This window comes from uncultured Brevundimonas sp. (assembly GCF_937863155.1).
Classification (GTDB): domain Bacteria; phylum Pseudomonadota; class Alphaproteobacteria; order Caulobacterales; family Caulobacteraceae; genus Brevundimonas.
The window spans coordinates 45,970-64,341 of the sequence record NZ_CALMFB010000013.1 but is presented as its reverse complement, the minus strand read 5'-3'; the positions used below and the strand labels follow the sequence as shown (position 1 = coordinate 64,341).

At 68.2% G+C, this 18,372-nt stretch carries 16 protein-coding genes; 9 read left to right on the top strand and 7 right to left on the bottom strand.

All coding sequences use genetic code 11. The features are described 5' to 3' along the window. Positions 1–70: 70 nt before the first annotated feature. Together Q0581_RS01910 and Q0581_RS01905 are read right to left on the bottom strand one after the other, a co-directional pair. The gene (locus Q0581_RS01910) at positions 71–373 is read right to left on the bottom strand and encodes a hypothetical protein (RefSeq protein ID WP_298697005.1); all 303 of its coding nucleotides are present in this window, start codon (positions 371–373) and stop codon (positions 71–73) included. Beyond that, positions 374–916 carry a DciA family protein gene (locus Q0581_RS01905; protein WP_298697003.1) on the bottom strand — a complete coding sequence of 181 codons (543 nt, stop codon included), beginning with the start codon at positions 914–916 and terminating at the stop codon, positions 374–376. It lies immediately after the preceding gene. 41 nt (positions 917–957) lie between these two features. Between Q0581_RS01905 and mutY the strand changes: the two genes are divergently transcribed. Next, positions 958–1,995 (top strand): A/G-specific adenine glycosylase, encoded by a 1,038-nt coding sequence (mutY, locus tag Q0581_RS01900; RefSeq protein WP_298697001.1) that lies wholly within the window; start codon positions 958–960, stop codon positions 1,993–1,995. On the opposite strand, the gene Q0581_RS01895 is transcribed toward mutY, so the two are convergent. The 3 genes from Q0581_RS01895 to Q0581_RS01885 form a co-directional block, all read right to left on the bottom strand. Further along, positions 1,968–2,480: an N-acetyltransferase gene (locus Q0581_RS01895; RefSeq protein ID WP_298697000.1), complete on the bottom strand. Its 513-nt coding sequence runs from the start codon at positions 2,478–2,480 to the stop codon at positions 1,968–1,970. The genes mutY and Q0581_RS01895 overlap by 28 nt on opposite strands. A 10-nt stretch (positions 2,481–2,490) precedes the next feature. Then, positions 2,491–3,570 (bottom strand): site-specific DNA-methyltransferase, encoded by a 1,080-nt coding sequence (locus Q0581_RS01890; protein WP_298696998.1) that lies wholly within the window; start codon positions 3,568–3,570, stop codon positions 2,491–2,493. 75 nt (positions 3,571–3,645) lie between these two features. Continuing rightward, the gene (locus tag Q0581_RS01885) at positions 3,646–4,176 is read right to left on the bottom strand and encodes a hypothetical protein (protein ID WP_298696996.1); all 531 of its coding nucleotides are present in this window, start codon (positions 4,174–4,176) and stop codon (positions 3,646–3,648) included. A gap of 126 nt (positions 4,177–4,302) precedes the next feature. Between Q0581_RS01885 and murC the strand changes: the two genes are divergently transcribed. From murC to lpxC, 8 genes are all read left to right on the top strand, one after another. Then, complete coding sequence (gene murC, locus Q0581_RS01880) at positions 4,303–5,730, top strand: UDP-N-acetylmuramate--L-alanine ligase (RefSeq protein ID WP_298696994.1); 1,428 nt, start codon at positions 4,303–4,305, stop codon at positions 5,728–5,730. After that, positions 5,727–6,638, top strand: a complete 912-nt coding sequence (gene murB, locus Q0581_RS01875; protein ID WP_298696992.1) for a UDP-N-acetylmuramate dehydrogenase — start codon at positions 5,727–5,729, stop codon at positions 6,636–6,638. Before murC ends, murB begins: the two co-directional genes overlap by 4 nt. Positions 6,639–6,724: 86 nt before the next feature. Then, entirely contained in the window at positions 6,725–7,660 is a 936-nt protein-coding gene (locus Q0581_RS01870; protein ID WP_298696990.1) for a D-alanine--D-alanine ligase, read from the top strand. Continuing rightward, positions 7,648–8,529, top strand: a complete 882-nt coding sequence (locus Q0581_RS01865) for a cell division protein FtsQ/DivIB (RefSeq protein ID WP_298696988.1) — start codon at positions 7,648–7,650, stop codon at positions 8,527–8,529. Before Q0581_RS01870 ends, Q0581_RS01865 begins: the two co-directional genes overlap by 13 nt. Positions 8,530–8,547: 18 nt before the next feature. Then, positions 8,548–9,873: a cell division protein FtsA gene (gene ftsA, locus Q0581_RS01860; RefSeq protein WP_298696986.1), complete on the top strand. Its 1,326-nt coding sequence runs from the start codon at positions 8,548–8,550 to the stop codon at positions 9,871–9,873. 224 nt (positions 9,874–10,097) lie between these two features. Beyond that, positions 10,098–13,346 carry a TonB-dependent receptor gene (locus tag Q0581_RS01855; RefSeq protein WP_298696984.1) on the top strand — a complete coding sequence of 1,083 codons (3,249 nt, stop codon included), beginning with the start codon at positions 10,098–10,100 and terminating at the stop codon, positions 13,344–13,346. A 334-nt stretch (positions 13,347–13,680) separates the two neighbouring features. Continuing rightward, a complete protein-coding gene (ftsZ, locus tag Q0581_RS01850; RefSeq protein WP_298696982.1) occupies positions 13,681–15,231 on the top strand; it encodes a cell division protein FtsZ in 1,551 nt (516 codons plus the stop codon). A gap of 195 nt (positions 15,232–15,426) precedes the next feature. Further along, positions 15,427–16,326, top strand: a complete 900-nt coding sequence (gene lpxC / locus Q0581_RS01845; RefSeq protein ID WP_298696981.1) for a UDP-3-O-acyl-N-acetylglucosamine deacetylase — start codon at positions 15,427–15,429, stop codon at positions 16,324–16,326. Positions 16,327–16,521: 195 nt separating this feature from the next. Here the strand turns inward: lpxC and pgeF are convergent, their stop codons facing one another. Next, positions 16,522–17,292 carry a peptidoglycan editing factor PgeF gene (gene pgeF, locus Q0581_RS01840; protein ID WP_298696979.1) on the bottom strand — a complete coding sequence of 257 codons (771 nt, stop codon included), beginning with the start codon at positions 17,290–17,292 and terminating at the stop codon, positions 16,522–16,524. Positions 17,293–17,296: 4 nt separating this feature from the next. Beyond that, complete coding sequence (locus tag Q0581_RS01835) at positions 17,297–18,370, bottom strand: SAM-dependent methyltransferase (RefSeq protein ID WP_298696977.1); 1,074 nt, start codon at positions 18,368–18,370, stop codon at positions 17,297–17,299. Positions 18,371–18,372 lie beyond the last annotated feature (2 nt).

Sequence of the window (18,372 nt, the reverse complement as noted above, 5' to 3'; positions counted from 1 at the left end):
TCGCGCGATTCCCCCACGGACGCGCGCGCTCAAGGTTCCAACAGTCGAGAACAGGCGTGGCGACTTTTTGTCAACGGGAAGGGTGATCGCGGGTCGTCTCTTGTTGAAGCGCCTCGCGTCGCTTGACGGCTTCACGGTGAAGCAGCTGCGCCCAGGTGAAGAAGACCATTATCGGCACCAGCCAGGTGCTGGTCGGAAGGTCGCCCACGCCCAGCCACTTCGCCGTGTAGTCTTGCAATCGCGAGTATGGCGGACCGCTGATCGACGCCATCGTCAGCAAGAAAAGCGCCCACCATGCGAGATTGACCGCAAGGTTCAGCGCCGGCGGCAACCGGTGGCCGAACCTCAGGGCCAGGTAGTTGTGGTCGATCATCTATTCGGCGCGTCCCAGCACCGCCCGGCCCAGCTTTTTCAGCGCCGCCTTCAGACCCTCCGGCGCCGGTTCGACGGCGCGGGCCAGCTCCGCCTCGGTCTGGGCGGGCAGGGGCGGGGGCTTGCCGGGCCGGCGGGGCTTGGCGGCCGTCTCCGTCAGCGGCTTCACCGGTCCCTGGGCGATGCGCAGCTTGTCGACCGACCCCGCGCCCAGAAACAGGTTCACCCGGCTCAGGATTTCCGCCGACTGGTGCTGGACCAGCAGGGCCGCCGGCCCAGCCACGCGCAGCTCCAGCACGCCGCCGGCCCCGCCCCGGCCCTTGGTCAGCTTCTGCGGCCGGGTGACGCGGGCCAGTTGGTCGCCGACGATCTCGCGCCAGCGCGGCTCCAGCGCGCCTGCCCCGCGTCCGAACGTCTCGTCCAGACCCTTCACCAGCTTCTGCAGATGCCGCCCGGCCTTGGGCGCCGGTCGCGGGGCCGGGCGCGTGCGGCGACGCGACAGGATCTCGCGGACCTCGGCGTCTGTGGGCAGGGGGCGGCGCATGCGCTTCTTCTAGACCCCATGGCGCGCTAGGGGGAGGGGGCATGGACATCCCCGCTATTCGCGCCGCCCTGCTGACCTGGTATGACGCCCGCGCGCGCACCCTGCCTTGGCGAGCGCCGCCGGGGGCGCGAACCCGGACCGACCCCTATCGCGTCTGGCTGTCCGAGGTGATGCTGCAACAGACGACCGTTCCGCACGCCACGCCCTATTTCCACGCCTTCACCGGCCGCTGGCCCACGGTCGCCGACCTGGCGGGGGCGGATGACGGCGAGGTCATGGCCGCCTGGGCGGGGCTGGGCTACTACGCCCGCGCCCGCAACATGCTGAAGGCCGCCCGCGCCGTGACGGCCGATCACGGCGGCGTCTTTCCCGATACGGAGGCGGGTCTGCTGGCCCTGCCGGGGGTCGGCGCCTATACCGCCGCCGCCGTGGCCGCCATCGCCTTCGACAGGCCTGCCAATGTTGTGGACGGCAATGTCGAGCGGGTCATGGCGCGGTTGTTCGCGGTGCAGACGCCGCTGCCGAAGGCCCGGCCCGAGCTGAAACGTCTGGCGGCCGGGTTCGTGACCGAGGCGAGGCCCGGCGACTGGGCGCAGGCGCTGATGGACCTGGGCGCGACCGTCTGTCGGCCGAAATCGCCGGTCTGCGACGCCTGTCCGGTCGCCTTCGGCTGCGAAGGGCTGAAGACCGGTGATCCGGCCCGTTATCCGCTGAAAGCGAAAAAGGCCCAAAGGCCACGCCGGTCTGGCTTCGCCTGGGTGCTGTCCGATGGCGCAGGGCGTGTGGCGCTGGTGCGGCGGCCGGACAGCGGTCTGCTGGGCGGGATGATGGGCCTGCCGACCTCGGACTGGTCCGATACGCCCGATCCCACGCCGCCCATGGCCGCCGACTGGACGGAGGCGGGGGCGGTCGAGCACGTCTTCACCCATTTCAGCCTGACCCTGACCGTTATGACGGCGCGCGGACGGGGCGATTTCGACTGGCGGCCGGTCCAGGAGGCGCGAGACATCCTGCCGACAGTGTTCAAAAAGGCGCTGGAGCGGGCGCTGGCTCAGGCCGGGGCGGAAAAGGCCGGGTGATAGGCCACGACGCCGGTGGCCGCCGGTCCGTTCAGGATCAGGGCCTGGAAATACTCCGGCGGCGGTCCCGGCAGCATCAGTCCCGGCTCGGCCCGGAAGCCAAAGCGCCGATAGTATCCGGGATCGCCCAGCACGACGCAGCCGGCCGCTCCGGCCACCGCGATGCGCGCCAGTCCCTGACGCACCAGGGCGTCGCCGATCCCCTGACCCTGCCGATCCGGCCGAACCGCGATAGGCCCCAGACCCAGCCAGCCCATGTCGGCGCCGTCCACCGTCACCGGGGAAAAGACGACCTGGCCCACGAGGGCGCCATCCTGTTCTGCGACCAGCGACAGCCTCAGGGCGCCCGCGCGCCTCAGGCCGTCCAGTGTGGCGGCTTCGGTCCCGTCACTGTGCGGCGCGCCGTCGAAGGCGGCCCGGACCAGATCGCCAATCGCCGCCGCATCGCGCCGCTGTTCGTCACGAAGGGTCCAATCGGCCGCCATGGGCGTAAGGCTACTGCATGCCCGCACGGATTTCGGCGCGCAGGGCGTCGATGGGCTTCATGCCCTGGTCGGTCTTGAAGCGCCAATAGGTCCAGCCGTTGCAGGCCGGGGCGTTCTCCATCAGGGCGCCCAGCTTGTGGATCGAGCCGGTCATGGCGCCGTGCACAAGCGAGCCGTCCGCCCGCACCCGCGCCTCGCGCTCGCCATCGGGGGTGTACAGCCGGTCGCCGGGACGCAGCAGCCCGGCCTCGACCAGGGCGCCGAACGGCACCTTGGGCTCGTTCTTCTTGGACCCCATGACGGCCAGGTCTTCGGGCGCGGCGGGGATCACCGCGGCGATGCGCTTTTCGGCCACATCGGCATAGGCGGCATCCCGCTCGATACCGATGAAATGGCGGCCCAGACGCTTGGCCGCCGCGCCGGTGGTGCCGGTGCCGAAGAAGGGGTCCAGCACCACGTCGCCTGGCCGGGTGGCGGCCAGCAGCACCCGGTGCAGCAGGGCCTCGGGCTTTTGCGTCGGATGGGCCTTCTTGCCCTCGGCGTCCTTGATCCGCTCCTCGCCGGTGCACAGGGCCAAGGTCCAGTCGGACCGCATCTGGGTGTCTTCGTTGAAGGCTTTCAGGGCGTCATAGTTGAAGGTGTAGCGCTTCTGCTCGCGCGACTTGGCGGCCCAGATCAGGGTCTCATGGGCGTTGGTGAAGCGTGTGCCCTTGAAGTTCGGCATCGGGTTCGACTTGCGCCAGATGATGTCGTTCAGCACCCAGAACCCCAGATCCTGGATCGCCGCGCCCAGGCGGAAGACGTTGTGATAGCTGCCGATCACCCAGATGGAGCCTTCGGGCTTCAGCACCCGGCGGCATTCGGTCAGCCAGGTGCGGGTGAAGGCGTCGTATTCGGCGAAGCTGGCGAACTTGTCCCAGTCGTCGTCGACCGCATCGACGCGCGAGTTGTCGGGCCGCAGCAGGTCGCCGCCCAGCTGCAGATTATAGGGCGGATCGGCGAAGACCATGTCGACGCAGGCGTCGGGCAGGGACCGCAACACCTCGATGCAGTCGCCGCGATGGATGACGTCGGTTTTCAGCTCAGTCACTTAGGCGCCCCGATGGTTGAGCGCCGACTGTGAATCTTCAGCGTTAAGGCCGGGTAACCAAGAAGGCGGCTCCCCTCATCGACCGGTAGCGGCGAAGTGCGAATCCACGGCGGCCCGGGCCGCGTCCAGCGTCGTGAAGGTGCGGGCGCCGACGGGGAATTCACCTTTGCAAACCGCCGCCCAGATGCGTCCGTCCACGCTATCAGGATTTGTGGGATACTGCAGAACCCGGGAGCCGCCGGCGCCGACCAGGAAGCGGCCGTCGTTGTAGAGCTCGGAGCGTATGACCGCACGTGTCCGGGCGCCGCAGTTGAACACATTATGCAAGGCCGTCGTATTGTGGACGTGGCCTGCGACCGTCATCTCGTCCCGCTTGAACATCCAGACCCAGACCACGATCGATCCGTCGACCGAGGCCATGCGGTCGATGAAGTGGCCCGCATCATCGCCCCAGGCGACTTCCCTCAGGCCTTCGAGCGGCAAGGCAAGTGGCGTTGGCGCAGGGCGTGGACTCTGCGCAGGCTGCGGCGTCTGGGCGAGACCGGGTTGGCCGATCAACAGGGCCGTCAGGCAGGCCGCTGCGGAGACGAGTCTGTTCAGACGCATGCGCTGATCCTTTCAGGTTCAGGCACTGAGGTTACAGCGGTGGAAAGACGACGGCGATGACGGAATCTGATGAGAGGGTCTCCGCGTCCTCGTGCAATCTGCAAAGTCCCTCGCTAAGACGCCCCCATGATCCAGCGCCTTCGCCCCGTCCCCTTCGACCTCGGCCCCGTCCACTTCGTGGGCATCGGCGGCATCGGCATGAGCGGCATCGCCGAGATCATGCTGAAGATCGGCTATCGGGTTCAGGGGTCGGACGCCAAGGCCAGCGCCAATACCGAACGCCTGGAACGGCTGGGCGCGCGCATCTTCATCGGCCATGACGCCGAACACATCGGCGAAGGGGTGTCGGCGGTCGTCTATTCGACGGCGGTCAAGGCCGACAACGCCGAACTGGTCGAGGCGCGCCGCCGCCGCATTCCCCTGGTTCGCCGGGCCGAGATGCTGGCCGAGCTGATGCGGCTGCAATTCTCGATCGGGGTGGGCGGCACCCACGGCAAGACCACCACCACCTCGATGGTCGCCAGCCTGTTGGACGCCGCGGGCCTGGACCCGACCGTGGTCAACGGCGGCATCATCAACGCCTATGGCACGAACGCCAAGGTCGGTGACGGCGACTGGATCGTGGTCGAGGCGGACGAGAGCGACGGCAGCTTCCTGCGCCTGAAATGCACGGTCGCCATCATCACCAACATCGACCCCGAACACCTGGACCACTACGGCGACTTCGACGCGGTGCGTAAGGCGTTCTGCGACTTCATTGAGGACATTCCCTTCTACGGCTTCGGCGTGGTCTGCCTGGACCACCCGGAGGTGCAGAAGCTGGTGGCGCGCATCGATAACCGGCGGCTGGTCACCTATGGGCTGAACCCCCAGGCCATGGTCCGGGCCGAGAACGTCACCATGGGGGCCGACGGCGCCCGGTTCGACGTGGTGATCCAGAACGGTGAGACGTATCGGATCGAGGGTCTGCGCCTGCCGATGACCGGCACGCACAATCTGCTGAACGCCCTGGCGGCCATCGCCGTGTCGCGCGAACTGGAGGTCGATGACGCCGCCATCCGCGCGGGCCTGGCCGGGTTCGGCGGCGTCAAGCGGCGTTTCACCACCACCGGCGTCGTGAACGGGGTCCGGGTCATCGACGACTATGGCCACCACCCGGTCGAGATCGCCGCCGTGCTGAAGGCCGCGCGCGAGGTGGTTCAGGGCGAGGATGTGGGCGGCCGCGTGGTCGCGGTGGTCCAGCCGCATCGCTTCACCCGCCTGCGCGACCTGATGGATGACTTCTCGACCTGTTTCTCGGAAGCGGACTCCGTCATCGTGGCCGATGTCTATCCGGCCGGGGAGGCGCCGATCGAGGGGGTCGACAAACACGCCCTGGTCGAAGGGGTGCGCCGCTTCGGCCACCGCCAGGTCCAGGCCCTGGACGGCCCGGCGGCCTTGGCCGGGGTGATCGGCGCGGAGACGCGGGCGGGCGATGTCGTGGTGCTGCTGGGCGCCGGAGACATCACCCAGTGGGCCTATGCCCTGCCAGATCAGCTGGAGGCGCTGGCATGAGCTGGCGCGACGCGCTGCCCCCCGTGCGCGGCAAGCTGCTGCGGGACGAGCCTTTGGCGCCCTACACCTGGTTCCGGGTCGGCGGGGCGGCGGATATGCTGTTCATTCCGGCCGACGCCGACGATCTGGCGGACTTTCTGAAGGCGCTGGACCCGGCGGTTCCGGTGACGGTGCTGGGCGTCGGCTCCAACGTCATCGTGCGCGACGGCGGGATCGAGGGGGTGGTGATCCGCCTGGCCGGCCGCGCCTGGGGTCAGGTGACCGCTGATGGCGACACCATCACCGCCGGGGCCGGGGCGCTGGACAGCATGGTGGCCCGCGCCAGCGCCAAGGCCGGTCTGGCGGGGCTGGAGTTCTATGCCGGCATTCCCGGCGCGGTCGGGGGCGCCCTGACCATGAACGCGGGCTGTTATGGGTCGGAGACCAAGGACGTGCTGGTCTCGGCCTGGGGCCTGAACCGGGCGGGAGAGCGGATCGACTACGTCCTGGCCGACTTCGGCTACACCTATCGCCATTCCCAGGCGCCGGTCGACATCATCTGGGTCGAGGCCGTCTATCGCGGCGTCCCCGACGCGCCCGAGGCGGTCCAGACCCGGATCGACGAAATCACCGCCCGTCGCGAACAGACCCAGCCGATCCGAGAAAAGACCGGCGGCTCGACCTTCAAGAACCCGCCCGGTCATTCCTCGTGGAAGCTGGTGGACGAGGCGGGCTGGCGCGGAAAACTGCATGCCGTCACCGGCGGCGGGGCCATGTTCAGCGACCTTCATTCCAACTTCATGATCAACCCCGGCGAGGCGACCGCCGCCGACATCGAGGCCCTGGGCGAGGCGGTGCGCGCCGATGTCCTGAAGAAGACTGGCGTCCAACTGGACTGGGAGATCAAGCGGATCGGACGGTCGGGCTGAATTCGTCGCGCCCCAGCCCGTTGGTAAACCCCGCGTAAACCAACCTTCGGCGATCAAGGCGGTTCGCGTCCGTCCTTGAGCGTCCCATGGCCCGCCGACCGTCAGAGATTCATGTCGCCGTCCTGATGGGCGGGCTGTCGTCGGAGCGCGAGGTGTCGCTGTCGTCCGGGCGCGAATGCGCGACGGCGCTGGAGACCGTCGGCTATCACGTCACCCGCGTCGACGCCGGGCGCGACCTGGCCCAGGTCTTGAGCGAACTGAAACCCGATGTGGCGTTCAACGCCCTGCATGGCGTCTGGGGCGAGGACGGCTGTGTTCAGGGCGTTCTGGAGACGCTGGGCCTGCCCTATACTCATTCCGGCGTCCTGGCCTCGGCTCTGGCGATGGACAAGGACAAGTCCAAGGCGGTGCTGAAGGCGGCGGGCGTGCCGGTGCCGGGCGGCGGCCTGTTCGATCGTCATGCGGTCGCGGCCGGCCATGTGATCGCCCCGCCCTATGTCATCAAGCCGAACGCCGAGGGATCGTCGGTCGGGGTCTATCTGGTGCGCGAAGGCGAGGGGCCGGTGGCCGCCGTCGGCGCCGCCGACTGGACCCATGGCGAACAGGTGATGGTCGAACCCTTCATCGCCGGGCACGAGCTGTGCGTCACGGTTCTTGGGGAAAAGTCGGGGCCGCGCGCCTTGACCATCACCGACATCACCCCGACCAAGGGCTTCTATGACTATGAGGCCAAATATGCACCGGGCGGCTCGCGTCATGTGTTGCCGGCCGTTCTGCCGCCGGCGGTGTTCGAGCGGGCGCTGCGCCTGGCTGAAGCGGCCCATGTCGCCATGGGTTGTCGAGGGGTTTCGCGGTCCGACTTTCGTTATGACGATGTTAAGGACGATCTCGTCTTGCTGGAGGTCAACACCCAGCCCGGCATGACGCCCACCTCGCTCGTTCCCGAGCAGGCCGCCTTCGTCGGGATGGATTATCCGGCCCTGGTCCGATGGATGGTGGAGGACGCCTCATGCCCGCGGTAGTCCGTGGCGGCAGACGTCAGAATGCCCAGACGCCGCGTCGCGGCGCGGGCGGATCTGCGCGCGGCAAGGGTCCGCGCAACGCCCCGGCCACCCCGGCCAAGGTTTCGGCCCTGGGACGGATGGATCTGTCGCCGCGCGCGGTGATGATCAGCATGGCGGCCGGTTGTCTGGTGCTGACGGCCGTTCTGGCCACCGGGGCGCGGGCCGAACGGATCGGCGCGGCCTTCTCCAACGGTGTGGATGGGGTGACGACCGGCCTGGGGCTGAAGCTGCGCCGGGTGCATGTGACCGGGGCCTCGGCCGAGGCCAAGCCGGTGATCGAGCGGGCGCTGCAACTACAGACCGGCATGCCGATCGCGGGGCTGGACCTGGATGAACTTCAGCAGCGGGCGCAGTCGGTCGGCTGGGTCAAGGAGGCGCGGGTGGTGCGCCTGTTGCCCGACACCCTGATCGTCGAGATCACCGAACACGACCGGCTGGCGGTGTGGCAGAACGCGGGCCGCGTCCATGTCATCGACGGCCAGGGCCAGGTGATCGCCGGCGCCCAGGCCGCGCGCTATCCGCAACTGCCGCTGGTCGTGGGCCTGGGCGCCGATCAGGCGGCGGCCGACATCCTGCCGCTGCTGGCCCAGCGTCCGCGCCTGATGGGTCGCGTCGACGCCCTGGTGCGGGTGGACGAGCGCCGCTGGGACCTGCGTCTCAAGGACGGATCGCTGATTCAGTTGCCGGCCGTGGGCCAGGAAGAGGCGCTGATCCGCCTGGACGCCCTGGATCAGCGCGAGCGGCTTCTGGACCTGGGCTTCGCCCGGGTGGACCTGAGAACGCCCGAAGAGGTCGCCGTCCGGCCCTCCGAAGGCGGCGAAGCATGAGACTGAGGGCGTAGGGGAATGGCCGGACGGTCGCGTGACAATCAGGGTGAAGCCGGCCGCGCCGCCGCGCGCACGCCGGCCGTGGCCGCGCTGGACCTGGGTCATTCCAAGGTCTCGTGTTTCATCATGAAGCCCGACGGCGTGCGTCACGCCGACCGCACCATCCGCGTCGCCGGCGCCAGCCATGTCCAGTCCAAGGGCGTCAAGGGCGGGGCCGTCATCAATATGGACGAGGCCGCCAGCGCCATCGGCCATGCGGTCGAGCGCGCCGAACGCGCCGCCGGATCGCCGGTGTCGGGCGTGGTCGTCTCCACCTCCATCGGCCAGATGGCCAGCCATCGCCTGCAGGCCAAGGTGTCGCTGGGCGCCGGTCCGGTCGATGACGGCGACCTGGCGCGGGCCATCGCCCTGGCGCTGGGGCAGATGAAGCTGCCGAACCGTCGGCCGATCCATGTGCTGCCCATCGCCTGGTCCATCGACGGCGCGCGCGGCGTGCGCGACCCGCGCTCGATGCGCGGCGGCTCTTTGGGCCTGGATCTGCTGGTGGTCTCCATGGCCGAAAGCGCTTTCGCCACGCTGAGCCACTGTCTGGAGCTGGCGCACCTGGACCTTCAGGGCGTGGTGGCCGCGCCGGTGGTGTCGTCGCTGGCGGCGCTGGAAGACGACGAGATGGACCTGGGCTGCGTCTGCATCGACCTGGGCGGCGGGGTCACCTCGGCCGCGGTCTGGGGCGGGCGCTCGCTGCTGCATGTCGAAAGCCTGGGCGTCGGCGGCGACCATGTGACGGCCGACATCGCGCGGGGCCTGTCGACCAGCCGGGCCGGGGCCGAACGGCTGAAGACCCTGCACGGCTCGGCCATGGCGTCGGCCAACGAGGACCGCGAGATGATCGAGGCGCCGCCCCGCGGCGAGGACCCGTCCGCCGGCCCCGTGGTGGTGCCGCGCTCCATGCTGAAGACCGTCATCGCGCCGCGCGTGGAGGAGACGCTGGAGCTGCTGCGTGACCGCCTGCGAGAAAAGGGCGCCCTGGTCGATCCGGGCGCCAGCGTGATTCTGACCGGCGGCGCCAGCCAGTTGAACGGTGTGCGCGAACTGGCGGTGCGCGTGTTCGACCGTCCGGTGCGCCTGGGCAAGCCCCAGCGTGCGCCCCACCTGGCCGACGCCGCCTCGGGTCCGGCCTTCTGCGCCTCGGCGGGGGTGCTGCTGCGCGCCGCCTATGGCCCGCGCGAAGCGGTGTCGGCGCGCAAGCTGATGTCGCGCCAGATTGGGGCGGCCGACGCCCCGCGCGTGCATCGCGGCGGCCTGGTCGCCCGCGCCGCAGGCTGGCTGCGCGACAACCTGTAATCTTTCACGATTCCGACCAAATTTGACGGGCTTCCCGGCCCCGTCTTTGTCGCGTGTGCGTCGGAAGTGTGTCCGCAGTGTTACAACGGAGGGCTTACGTTGCCGCAATTACGGCATTTCTGTTGCAGCGCGAGGGGGGGTGCGGTTAGCGTTCTGTCACAAGTGCAGCGTGCGACTCGTCCGCTGCATGTCCGCATCACTTCAAGGTTGGGGCCATTATCGAAATGCAATTGAAGCGCAACTATCTCTTCGGCACGACAGTGCTGGCAGGCCTTATGGCCGTCGCCGCCGTGCCGGCTTACGCTCAGGACGCCGGTTCTGGCGCGACCCAAGTCGAGGAAGTGGTCATCACCGGTTCGCGCATCCGTCGCGACCCGACCACCGCTCCGACCCCGCTGATCCAGATCAGCCGGGAAGACATCGAGCAGTCGGGTGAAGCCAACGTCGTCGACTATCTGGCCGACATCCCCGCCCTGACCTTCTCGCAGGTTCCGGAAGACACCACCGGCTCGAACCTGAACGATGGCGGCCTGTCGCTGCTGAACCTGCGCGCCCTGGGCGCCGCCCGCACCCTGGTGCTGGTCAACGGCCGTCGTCACGTCGGTTCGCTGCCGGGCGGCCTGTCGGTCGACGTCGACACCATCCCGCGTCTGCTGATCGAGAACATCGAAGTCATCACCGGCGGCGCCGCCTCGGTTTACGGCGCTGACGCCGTTTCGGGCGTGGTCAACTTCATCCTGAAGGACGACTACGAAGGCCTGGAAATCGACGGCGCCTATTCGCAGATCAACCAGGACGGCCAGTCTTCCAGCCGTATCGGTTTCCTGTGGGGCCAAAACTTCTTTGACGACACCCTGAACGTCTACCTGACGGGTGAGTACAAAGAGAACGATCAGGTCACCGACGCCGACATGGACTGGCTGCGCGAAGGCTGGGCTCTGATCGGTTGGGACGCCGACCCGGCTTCGGCTCCGACCGACGGCATCCCGGACGCCATCCTGATCAACAACGCCCGCACCTTCATCCGCGGCACCAACTTCGGCGGCATCACCATCCTGGCTACCGGCGTGCGTCCGTCGCCGTCTAGCGACCCGGACGTGACGGCGGTCAGCTGTTCGCTGGCCTCGTTCGGCGCGGGCTGCTTCTACATCGCGCCGGACAACAACCCGAACAACTCGTACGTCTATGACGCCAGCGGCAACCCGCAGGCGCTGCAGTTCGGTTCGATCCGTCAGGGCACCGGCAACCGCATCACCTCGAACGGCGGCAACGGCCAGTCGCTGACCACCCAACAAGGCGGCACCTCGCGTCTGCCGCACTCGGAAGAGTGGCGCGTCCAGGGTGGTTTCACCTGGGATCTGTCGGACAACGTCACCCTGTTCGGTGAAGCCAAATACGCCGAAGAAGAGACCTACGACGAAGGTCAGCGCACCTTCTACGACTTCAACATCGCCCCGTATAACCCGGCTTCGCCGCCGGTCGTGACCACGGGCGGTCAGCTGCAGATCGGCCTGGACAACGCCTATCTGCCGGCCGCGGTGCGCACCGCCATCCAGAACAACATCCGCTCGATCTACAACGCGGCGGGCGTGGTCACCTCGACGGTCGCCGACCCGCGGGCCCAGCACAAGCTGTACCCCACCGTCCGCAACCAGCTGAACGAGCGTGACCTGGCGCGTTACGTCATCGGCATGCGCGGCGACGCCGGCGATGTCGGGTTCATCAAGAACCTGACCTGGGAAGTCGGCTACACCTACGGCGAAATGAACAACCGCAACTGGGAAACCGCCGACGGTTACGATGAAATGCAGATGGCCGCCGACGCCGTCGTCGATACCGCCGGTATCGTCAACGGCCGTCCGGGCGAGATCGTCTGCCGCACGCAACTGCGTCGCGCTCAGGGCTTCCCGATCCCGACCTCGGGTTCGGCGCTGCTGGGCTACCAGGGCATCACCAACGACATGATCAGCCGCTGCGTGCCGGTCCGTATCTTTGGTGAAGGCGGCTTCTCGGACGCTGCTCGTGAATTCGTGGGCGCTCAGATCTACGTCACCGACCGCAACTCGCAGCAGGACTTCCTCGGCTTCATGTCGGGCGAGCTGTGGGACTTTTGGGGCGCCGGCGCCATCGGCTTCGCCGTGGGTGTCGAAAGCCGCAAGGAAACCACCTCGGGCACCGGCCGCGATGGTCCGACCGGCGGTCGCATGCTGTTCCTGAACGAAGGCCCGGACTTCCCGGCCGTGTCCTACGAGACGCGTGAAGCCTTCATCGAACTGCGCGTGCCGCTGTTCCAGGATCACTGGCTGGGCCGTTCGGCCGAAATCTCGGGTTCGTACCGCACCGCCGACTACACCACTGTCGGCCTGCAGGACACCTACTCGATCCAGGGCTCCTGGCGTCCGATCGACGACCTGCTGTTCCGCGTGACCCAGAACACGGCCATTCGCGTGCCGAACCTGGGCGAACTGTATGAGCCCCCGGGCCAGACCTTCGCCAACGGCTTCGCGGACCCCTGCCTGGTCACCAACATCAACGCGCTGACCGACGCCTCGATCGCGGCGAACCGTCGGGCCAACTGCCGCGCTCTGTCGCTGGCGGCCGGCTTCAACTTCTCGTTCAACGACCAGACCGCTCCGGACGCCTTCCAGCCGACCTACGGCACGGGCGGCATCCCGGGTCTGGACGGCGGCAACCCGTTCCTGATCCCGGAAACCTCGGACTCCTTCACCGCCTCGGTGGTGTGGACCCCGAGCGTCTTCCCGAACTTCTCGATGGTTCTGGACTACTACAAGATCGAGATCACCGACGCGATCGCGACCACGACGGCCCAACAGAACGCCAACCAGTGCGTGAACCAGCCGACCATCAACTCGGCCGCCTGTAACACCATCACGCGCGACCCGACCACCTGGATGGTCACCGGCTTCATCCAAGGCTCGCTGAACTATGCGAAGCTGACGGCTGAAGGCGTGGACTTCTCGGCTCGCTACCGCTTCGATCTGGTCGATGTCATTGGCCGTGACTGGGGCCGCGTGAACTGGGGTCTGCGTGGTTCGTGGACCATCGAGCAGAACGACTACACCAACATCGCCGACCCGACGTTCCCGACGATCTATGCCGACACCGTCGGTCTGCCGCGGGTTCGCTTCCTGTCGACCGTCTCCTGGGCCCCGACCGACCGTCTGACCGTGTCGTGGGATTGGGATTGGCAGGGCAGCCAGGAAATCGGCGACAAGGACGCGCTGGTTTCGAACCCGGACGTCCGCGAGTACGCCAAGTACCTGGAAACCGGTGATTTCCACCAGCACGACTTCACCGTGGCCTATCAGGTCACCGACGACCTGCGGGTCCGGGCCGGTGTGGTCAACGCCTTCGACGCCGAGTCGGCCAACTGGCTGGGCCGTCACACGAACGACAACTTCGACCTGTTCGGCCGTCGTTTCTTCGTGAACTTCAACTACAAGGTCTGGTAAGTCCTAACAGGATGAACCTGACGGAAGGGGCGGCTCGCAAGAGCCGCCCCTTCTTCTTTGTGTGATCCGTCACGATCACCGACGACGCCTTGGCTATGTCGCCGCACCAGTCTCTTGGTCCGAACCCGGTCGGTTCACGCGCGACCTAAAGGCGGACGCAGATGTGGAAATTTGCGGCCAAGGTTAACGAAATCGCTTCCGAGCGGTCCGACTCAAGCTATCCGGTAACCTTCCCTTAACCCCGGTGGGATTTCCTTAAGACGCTCGTAACCACTGGCGAATCGGCGGGATTTTTCAGCGGAACCTGGGGCTGGGTCGGAAGGTCGGAACGAATATGTCTCTTTCTCTTGTGCGTCCGGAAACCACGGAACTGAAACCTCGGATCGTCGTGTTCGGCGTGGGCGGCGCGGGCGGTAACGCCGTCAACAACATGATCGACGCCGGCCTGGAAGGGGTCGAGTTCGTGGTCGCCAACACCGATGCTCAACATCTGAGCTTCGCCAAGACCGACCGCCGCATCCAGTTGGGCGAAACCATCACCCAAGGCCTGGGCGCTGGCGCCCACCCCGAGGTCGGCATGAACGCCGCCGAGGAATCCGCCGACGAGATTCACGCGCACCTGGATGGCGCGCACATGATCTTCATCACCGCCGGCATGGGCGGCGGCACCGGCACCGGCGCCGCGCCGATCATCGCCAAATGCGCGCGCGACCGCGGCATCCTGACCGTCGGCGTGGTGACCAAGCCCTTCACCTTCGAAGGCCGTCACCGCATGCGTCTGGCCGATGCCGGCATCGCCGAGCTGCAACGCTATGTCGACACCCTGATCGTCATTCCGAACCAGAACCTGTTCCGCGTCGCCAATGAGCGGACCACCTTCGCCGACGCCTTCGGCATGGCCGATCAGGTGCTGCACTCGGGCGTGCGTTCGATCACCGACCTGATGATCCTGCCGGGCCTGATCAACCTGGACTTCGCCGATGTGCGCGCCGTCATGTCCGAGATGGGCAAGGCGATGATGGGCACGGGCGAGGCGTCCGGCGACGACCGCGCCCTGCTGGCGGCCCAGAACGCCATCGCCAACCCGCTGCTGGACGAAACCAGCCTGAAGGGCGCCAAGGCCGTGCTGGTCAACATCACCGGCGGCATGGACATGACCCTGCTGGAAGTCGACGAGGCCGCCAACGCCATCAGCGCGGAAGTGGACGCCGACGCCAACATCATCTTCGGCGCCGCCTTCGATCCGGCCCTGGACGGCAAGATCCGCGTCTCGGTGGTCGCCACCGGCATGGACGAAGCCTCGATGCAGAAGATCGAGCCGGCCCCCACCGCGCGTCCGCTGGACGCCCGGCGCCCGGCGCCCCTGATGCAGACGCCGACGACCCCGCAACGGTCGCCCGAACCCCTCCGTTCCGAACCCGCGCGCGCCGAGGCGCCGGTGGTCCAGCCCAGCTTCACCCCCGCGCCCCTGCCCGAAGCGCGCCCCGAGCCGGTGATCCACGCCGCCGAGGATCGCCAGCTGGGGCCGATCGTCGATCCGTGGGTCGAGGAATATGAAGCCGCTCCGGCGCCGGCCCGCGCGGCGGCCCCGACCCAGGGCGACCTGTACGCCGAGCGTGACAACGCCCGCACGACGCACCAGACGACGGCCACGCCGCACGACGACGCCTATGACGACGAGGGCGACCACCACCGCAAGTCGGGGTGGAGCCTGTTCGGGCGCGGCAAGCGCACCGCCGCGGCGCCGTCGCCCTATGCGCCCCGGCCCGCCGCGACCCGCGAACCGCTGGCGCCGCCGCCCGCTTCGCCGGACGAGGCCCGGCTGGCCTCTGCCGAAGACGACGATCTGGAGATCCCGTCCTTCCTGCGGCGCCTGGCCAACTAGGCCTAAGGGCGGAAACCATCGAACCCCCGTCGCCATGCAGGCGGCGGGGGTTTCGTTTTGAAAACCGCATCAAAACGAAACAATCCGAAACTTGAGTTTCATTTCTCGCTTGCCGGCGGCCCGTTAGGAAATCAAAGGGCCGTCGCTGTGCGCCAAGTCGCGCGCCAAGGTCTTGCAGAAGCGAGTGTTCCAAGCGTGCCGCGTATCGTCGATCATCACGAAAAGACCCTGACCGCCCCGGCCATCATCGCCGGCGTCGGCGTGCACACGGGTCAGCGCGTGCGTCTGGCCGTGCGTCCGGCCGCGCCGGGAACCGGCATCGTCTTCGTGCGCACCGACATTTCCGACCGCGACAACCGTATCCCCGTGTCGGGCGAGGCCGTGGTCGATGCGCGCCTGAACACCATGATCGAGAATGCGGCGGGCGTGCGCCTGTCGACCATCGAACATCTGATGGCCGCCTTCTGCGCCCTGGGCGTCATCAATGCCGTGGTCGAGGTGGACGGGCCGGAACTGCCGATCCTGGACGGGTCGGCCCTGCCGTTTGTGCAGCTGCTGGACCGGGCCGGTTTCCGGCCCCAGGCGGCGCCGGTGCGCTATGTCGAGATCCTGAAGCCCGTGCGGGTCGAGGAGGGCGACAAGTCGGCCCTGCTACTGCCCTGCGACCGTTACGAAATGCGGTTCGAGATCGATTTCCCGACGCCGGTCATCGGCAATCAGGTGGTCGACTTCGTCGTTGATGAAGACACTTTCCGCAGCGAAATCATGGCCGCCCGCACCTTTGGCTTCGCCCATGAGGTCGAGGCCCTGCGCCAGGCCGGTCTGGCGCGCGGCGGCAGCCTGGAGAACGCCGTGGTCATCGACGGCGACGAGATTCTGAATCCCGGCGGTCTGCGCATGGAACGCGAGTTCGTGCGGCACAAGGCGCTGGACGCCATCGGCGACCTGTATGTGCTGGGCGCGCCGCTGCTGGGCCGCTACGAGGGCGTCAAGGCGGGCCACGCCATCAACAACAAGTTGGTCCGCGCCCTGCTGGCCCAGCCCGACGCCTGGCGCCGGGTCACCCGCGTGCCGGAACTGGCCCAGGCGGGTTAGCGACCCTCTCCCGATGGGAGAGGGCTTGAGGCTCGCAGAGCGAAGCGATGCGCCAGCCGACCCGACGGGCGGCGCGAAGCGTCAAAGGGTGAGGGTCGGCTCTCACCCATCTGGCAATAGCCCCTCACCCTTTCACGCAGCCAATCGCGCTGACGCGCTCTTGGGCGTTCAAGCCCTCTCCCGCCGGGAGAGGGATCAGGAAACCCTGATCGCGCTCATCATCCGGCCAAAGTCCGGCTCGCCGCGCTGGAAGGATCGGCGGTTGGAGTAGAAGCGCGTCTCGTCGGCCCAGGTGTCGTGGCCGGTCCAGGCGGCCTGGCCCACGCCCGCCTGCTCCAGCCGCCACAGGACAAAGCCCGGCAGGTCGAACTGGCGTTTGTCGGCCGTGGCGCCGGGCGCGAAGAAGCGGCCGCTGCCTGGATCGTGGTGCTCGAACCGGTCCTGATAGTCGGCGCCGACCTCATAGCTGGACTGGGCGATGCACGGCCCGACCACGGCGACGGTGCGGGCCGGGTCGGCGCCCAGGGCCTGCATGGCCGCGACCGCGCTGTGCACCACGCCGTTGAGGGCGCCCTTCCATCCGGCATGGACGGCGGCGACCACTCCGGCCTCCCCATCGGCCAGCAGGATCGGCGCGCAGTCGGCGGTCAGCACGGCGCAGATCACGCCCGGTGCGGCGGTGACGCTGGCGTCGCCTTCGGGCCGTTCGCCCTTCCAGCCCGCCTCGGCCACGCAGGCGACGGCGGAGTGGATCTGATAGCAGGCGGCGAAATCGTCGGGTGCGCCACCCATGGCCGCGGCGACGCGGCGGCGGTTCTCGGTCACGGCCGCCGGATCGTCGTTCGAGCCGACGCCGGTGTTCAGGCCCGCATACAGCCCCTGCGAAACCCCGCCTTCGCGCGTGAAGAAGCCATGGCGCACGCCCGCCCGGTCCAGCAGTGGATGGGTCAGGGGCGCCAGGCTCATGAGGTCAGTCCTCCCAGCCCGGAACGACCAGGCCGTGCGGGGCGAAAACGGCCGCGGCCTTGAACAGTTCACCCATCTGGTCCGGGGCGGTCAGGCGGGCCAGCTGGCGGTCGATGATCGGCGCCGCATCGGGCCGTCCGGCCTTCAGTCCATCGGCGCGCGCGGCGATGCCCAGCCGGTGCAGAAACTCGCCCTGGCCCAGGCAGCCGGTCACATCGGCCCCGGCGTGGACGGCGGCTTCCAGCACGGTCGGAAAATCGGCCCATTGGGTCAGATCGGCCTGGCCCGGCTCGGCAAGGGGATCGACCTTTCGGTGCCGATACAGGGCCTGCAGCGTATCGCCCGCCTCGGGCCGGGCGCGGCCATAGTCGATCAACAGGGCGGCGCCGGTCGCGGCGCGCAACATCTGGCCCAGGGCGTGACCGAAGCCCGCCTGCTGGGCCGAGATCTCGATCACCTGACCCGGCGCCATGTCGAAGGCGGGCCGCACGAAACCGGCGCTGGGCGGGGTCAGGGCAAACGCCAGTTCGCCGTCGTCGCCCACCGTCACGCGCCTTTCCGCCCAGCCGTCCTGGGTCTTCACGAACTGGCGCGCGGGCAGGCAGTCCAGCACCTCATTGGCGATCAGGATGATGGGGGCGTCCGTCTCAACCCGGTCCAGGCCCGAAACCCAGCGCGGCGCCAGGTCGCCGTCGGCCAGGCGCAACGCCTGCATCTGGCGCAAGGGGCCGGACGGCTCGATCAGCACCAGGTCGCAGGCTTCCAGGAACCCCGGCGCCAGCCGCGCGGCCTTCAGGGCATCGGCCATCAGGGTGCCGTCGCCCGGCCCCACCTCGACCAGACGAAACCGGTCCGGCGCGCCCAGCCGCGACCACAGCTCGGCCGCCCACAGGCCGATCAGTTCGCCGAACATCTGGCTGACCATCGGGGCGGTGATGAAGTCACCGCCTTCGCCAATGGCCGGGCGGGTGGCGTAATAGCCGCCGTCCGGGTCGTGCAGGCAGCGGGTGACATAGTCGGCCACCGTCATCGGCCCGCCGATGGCGATCTCGCGCGCCAGCCGCGCCTTCAGCGACATGC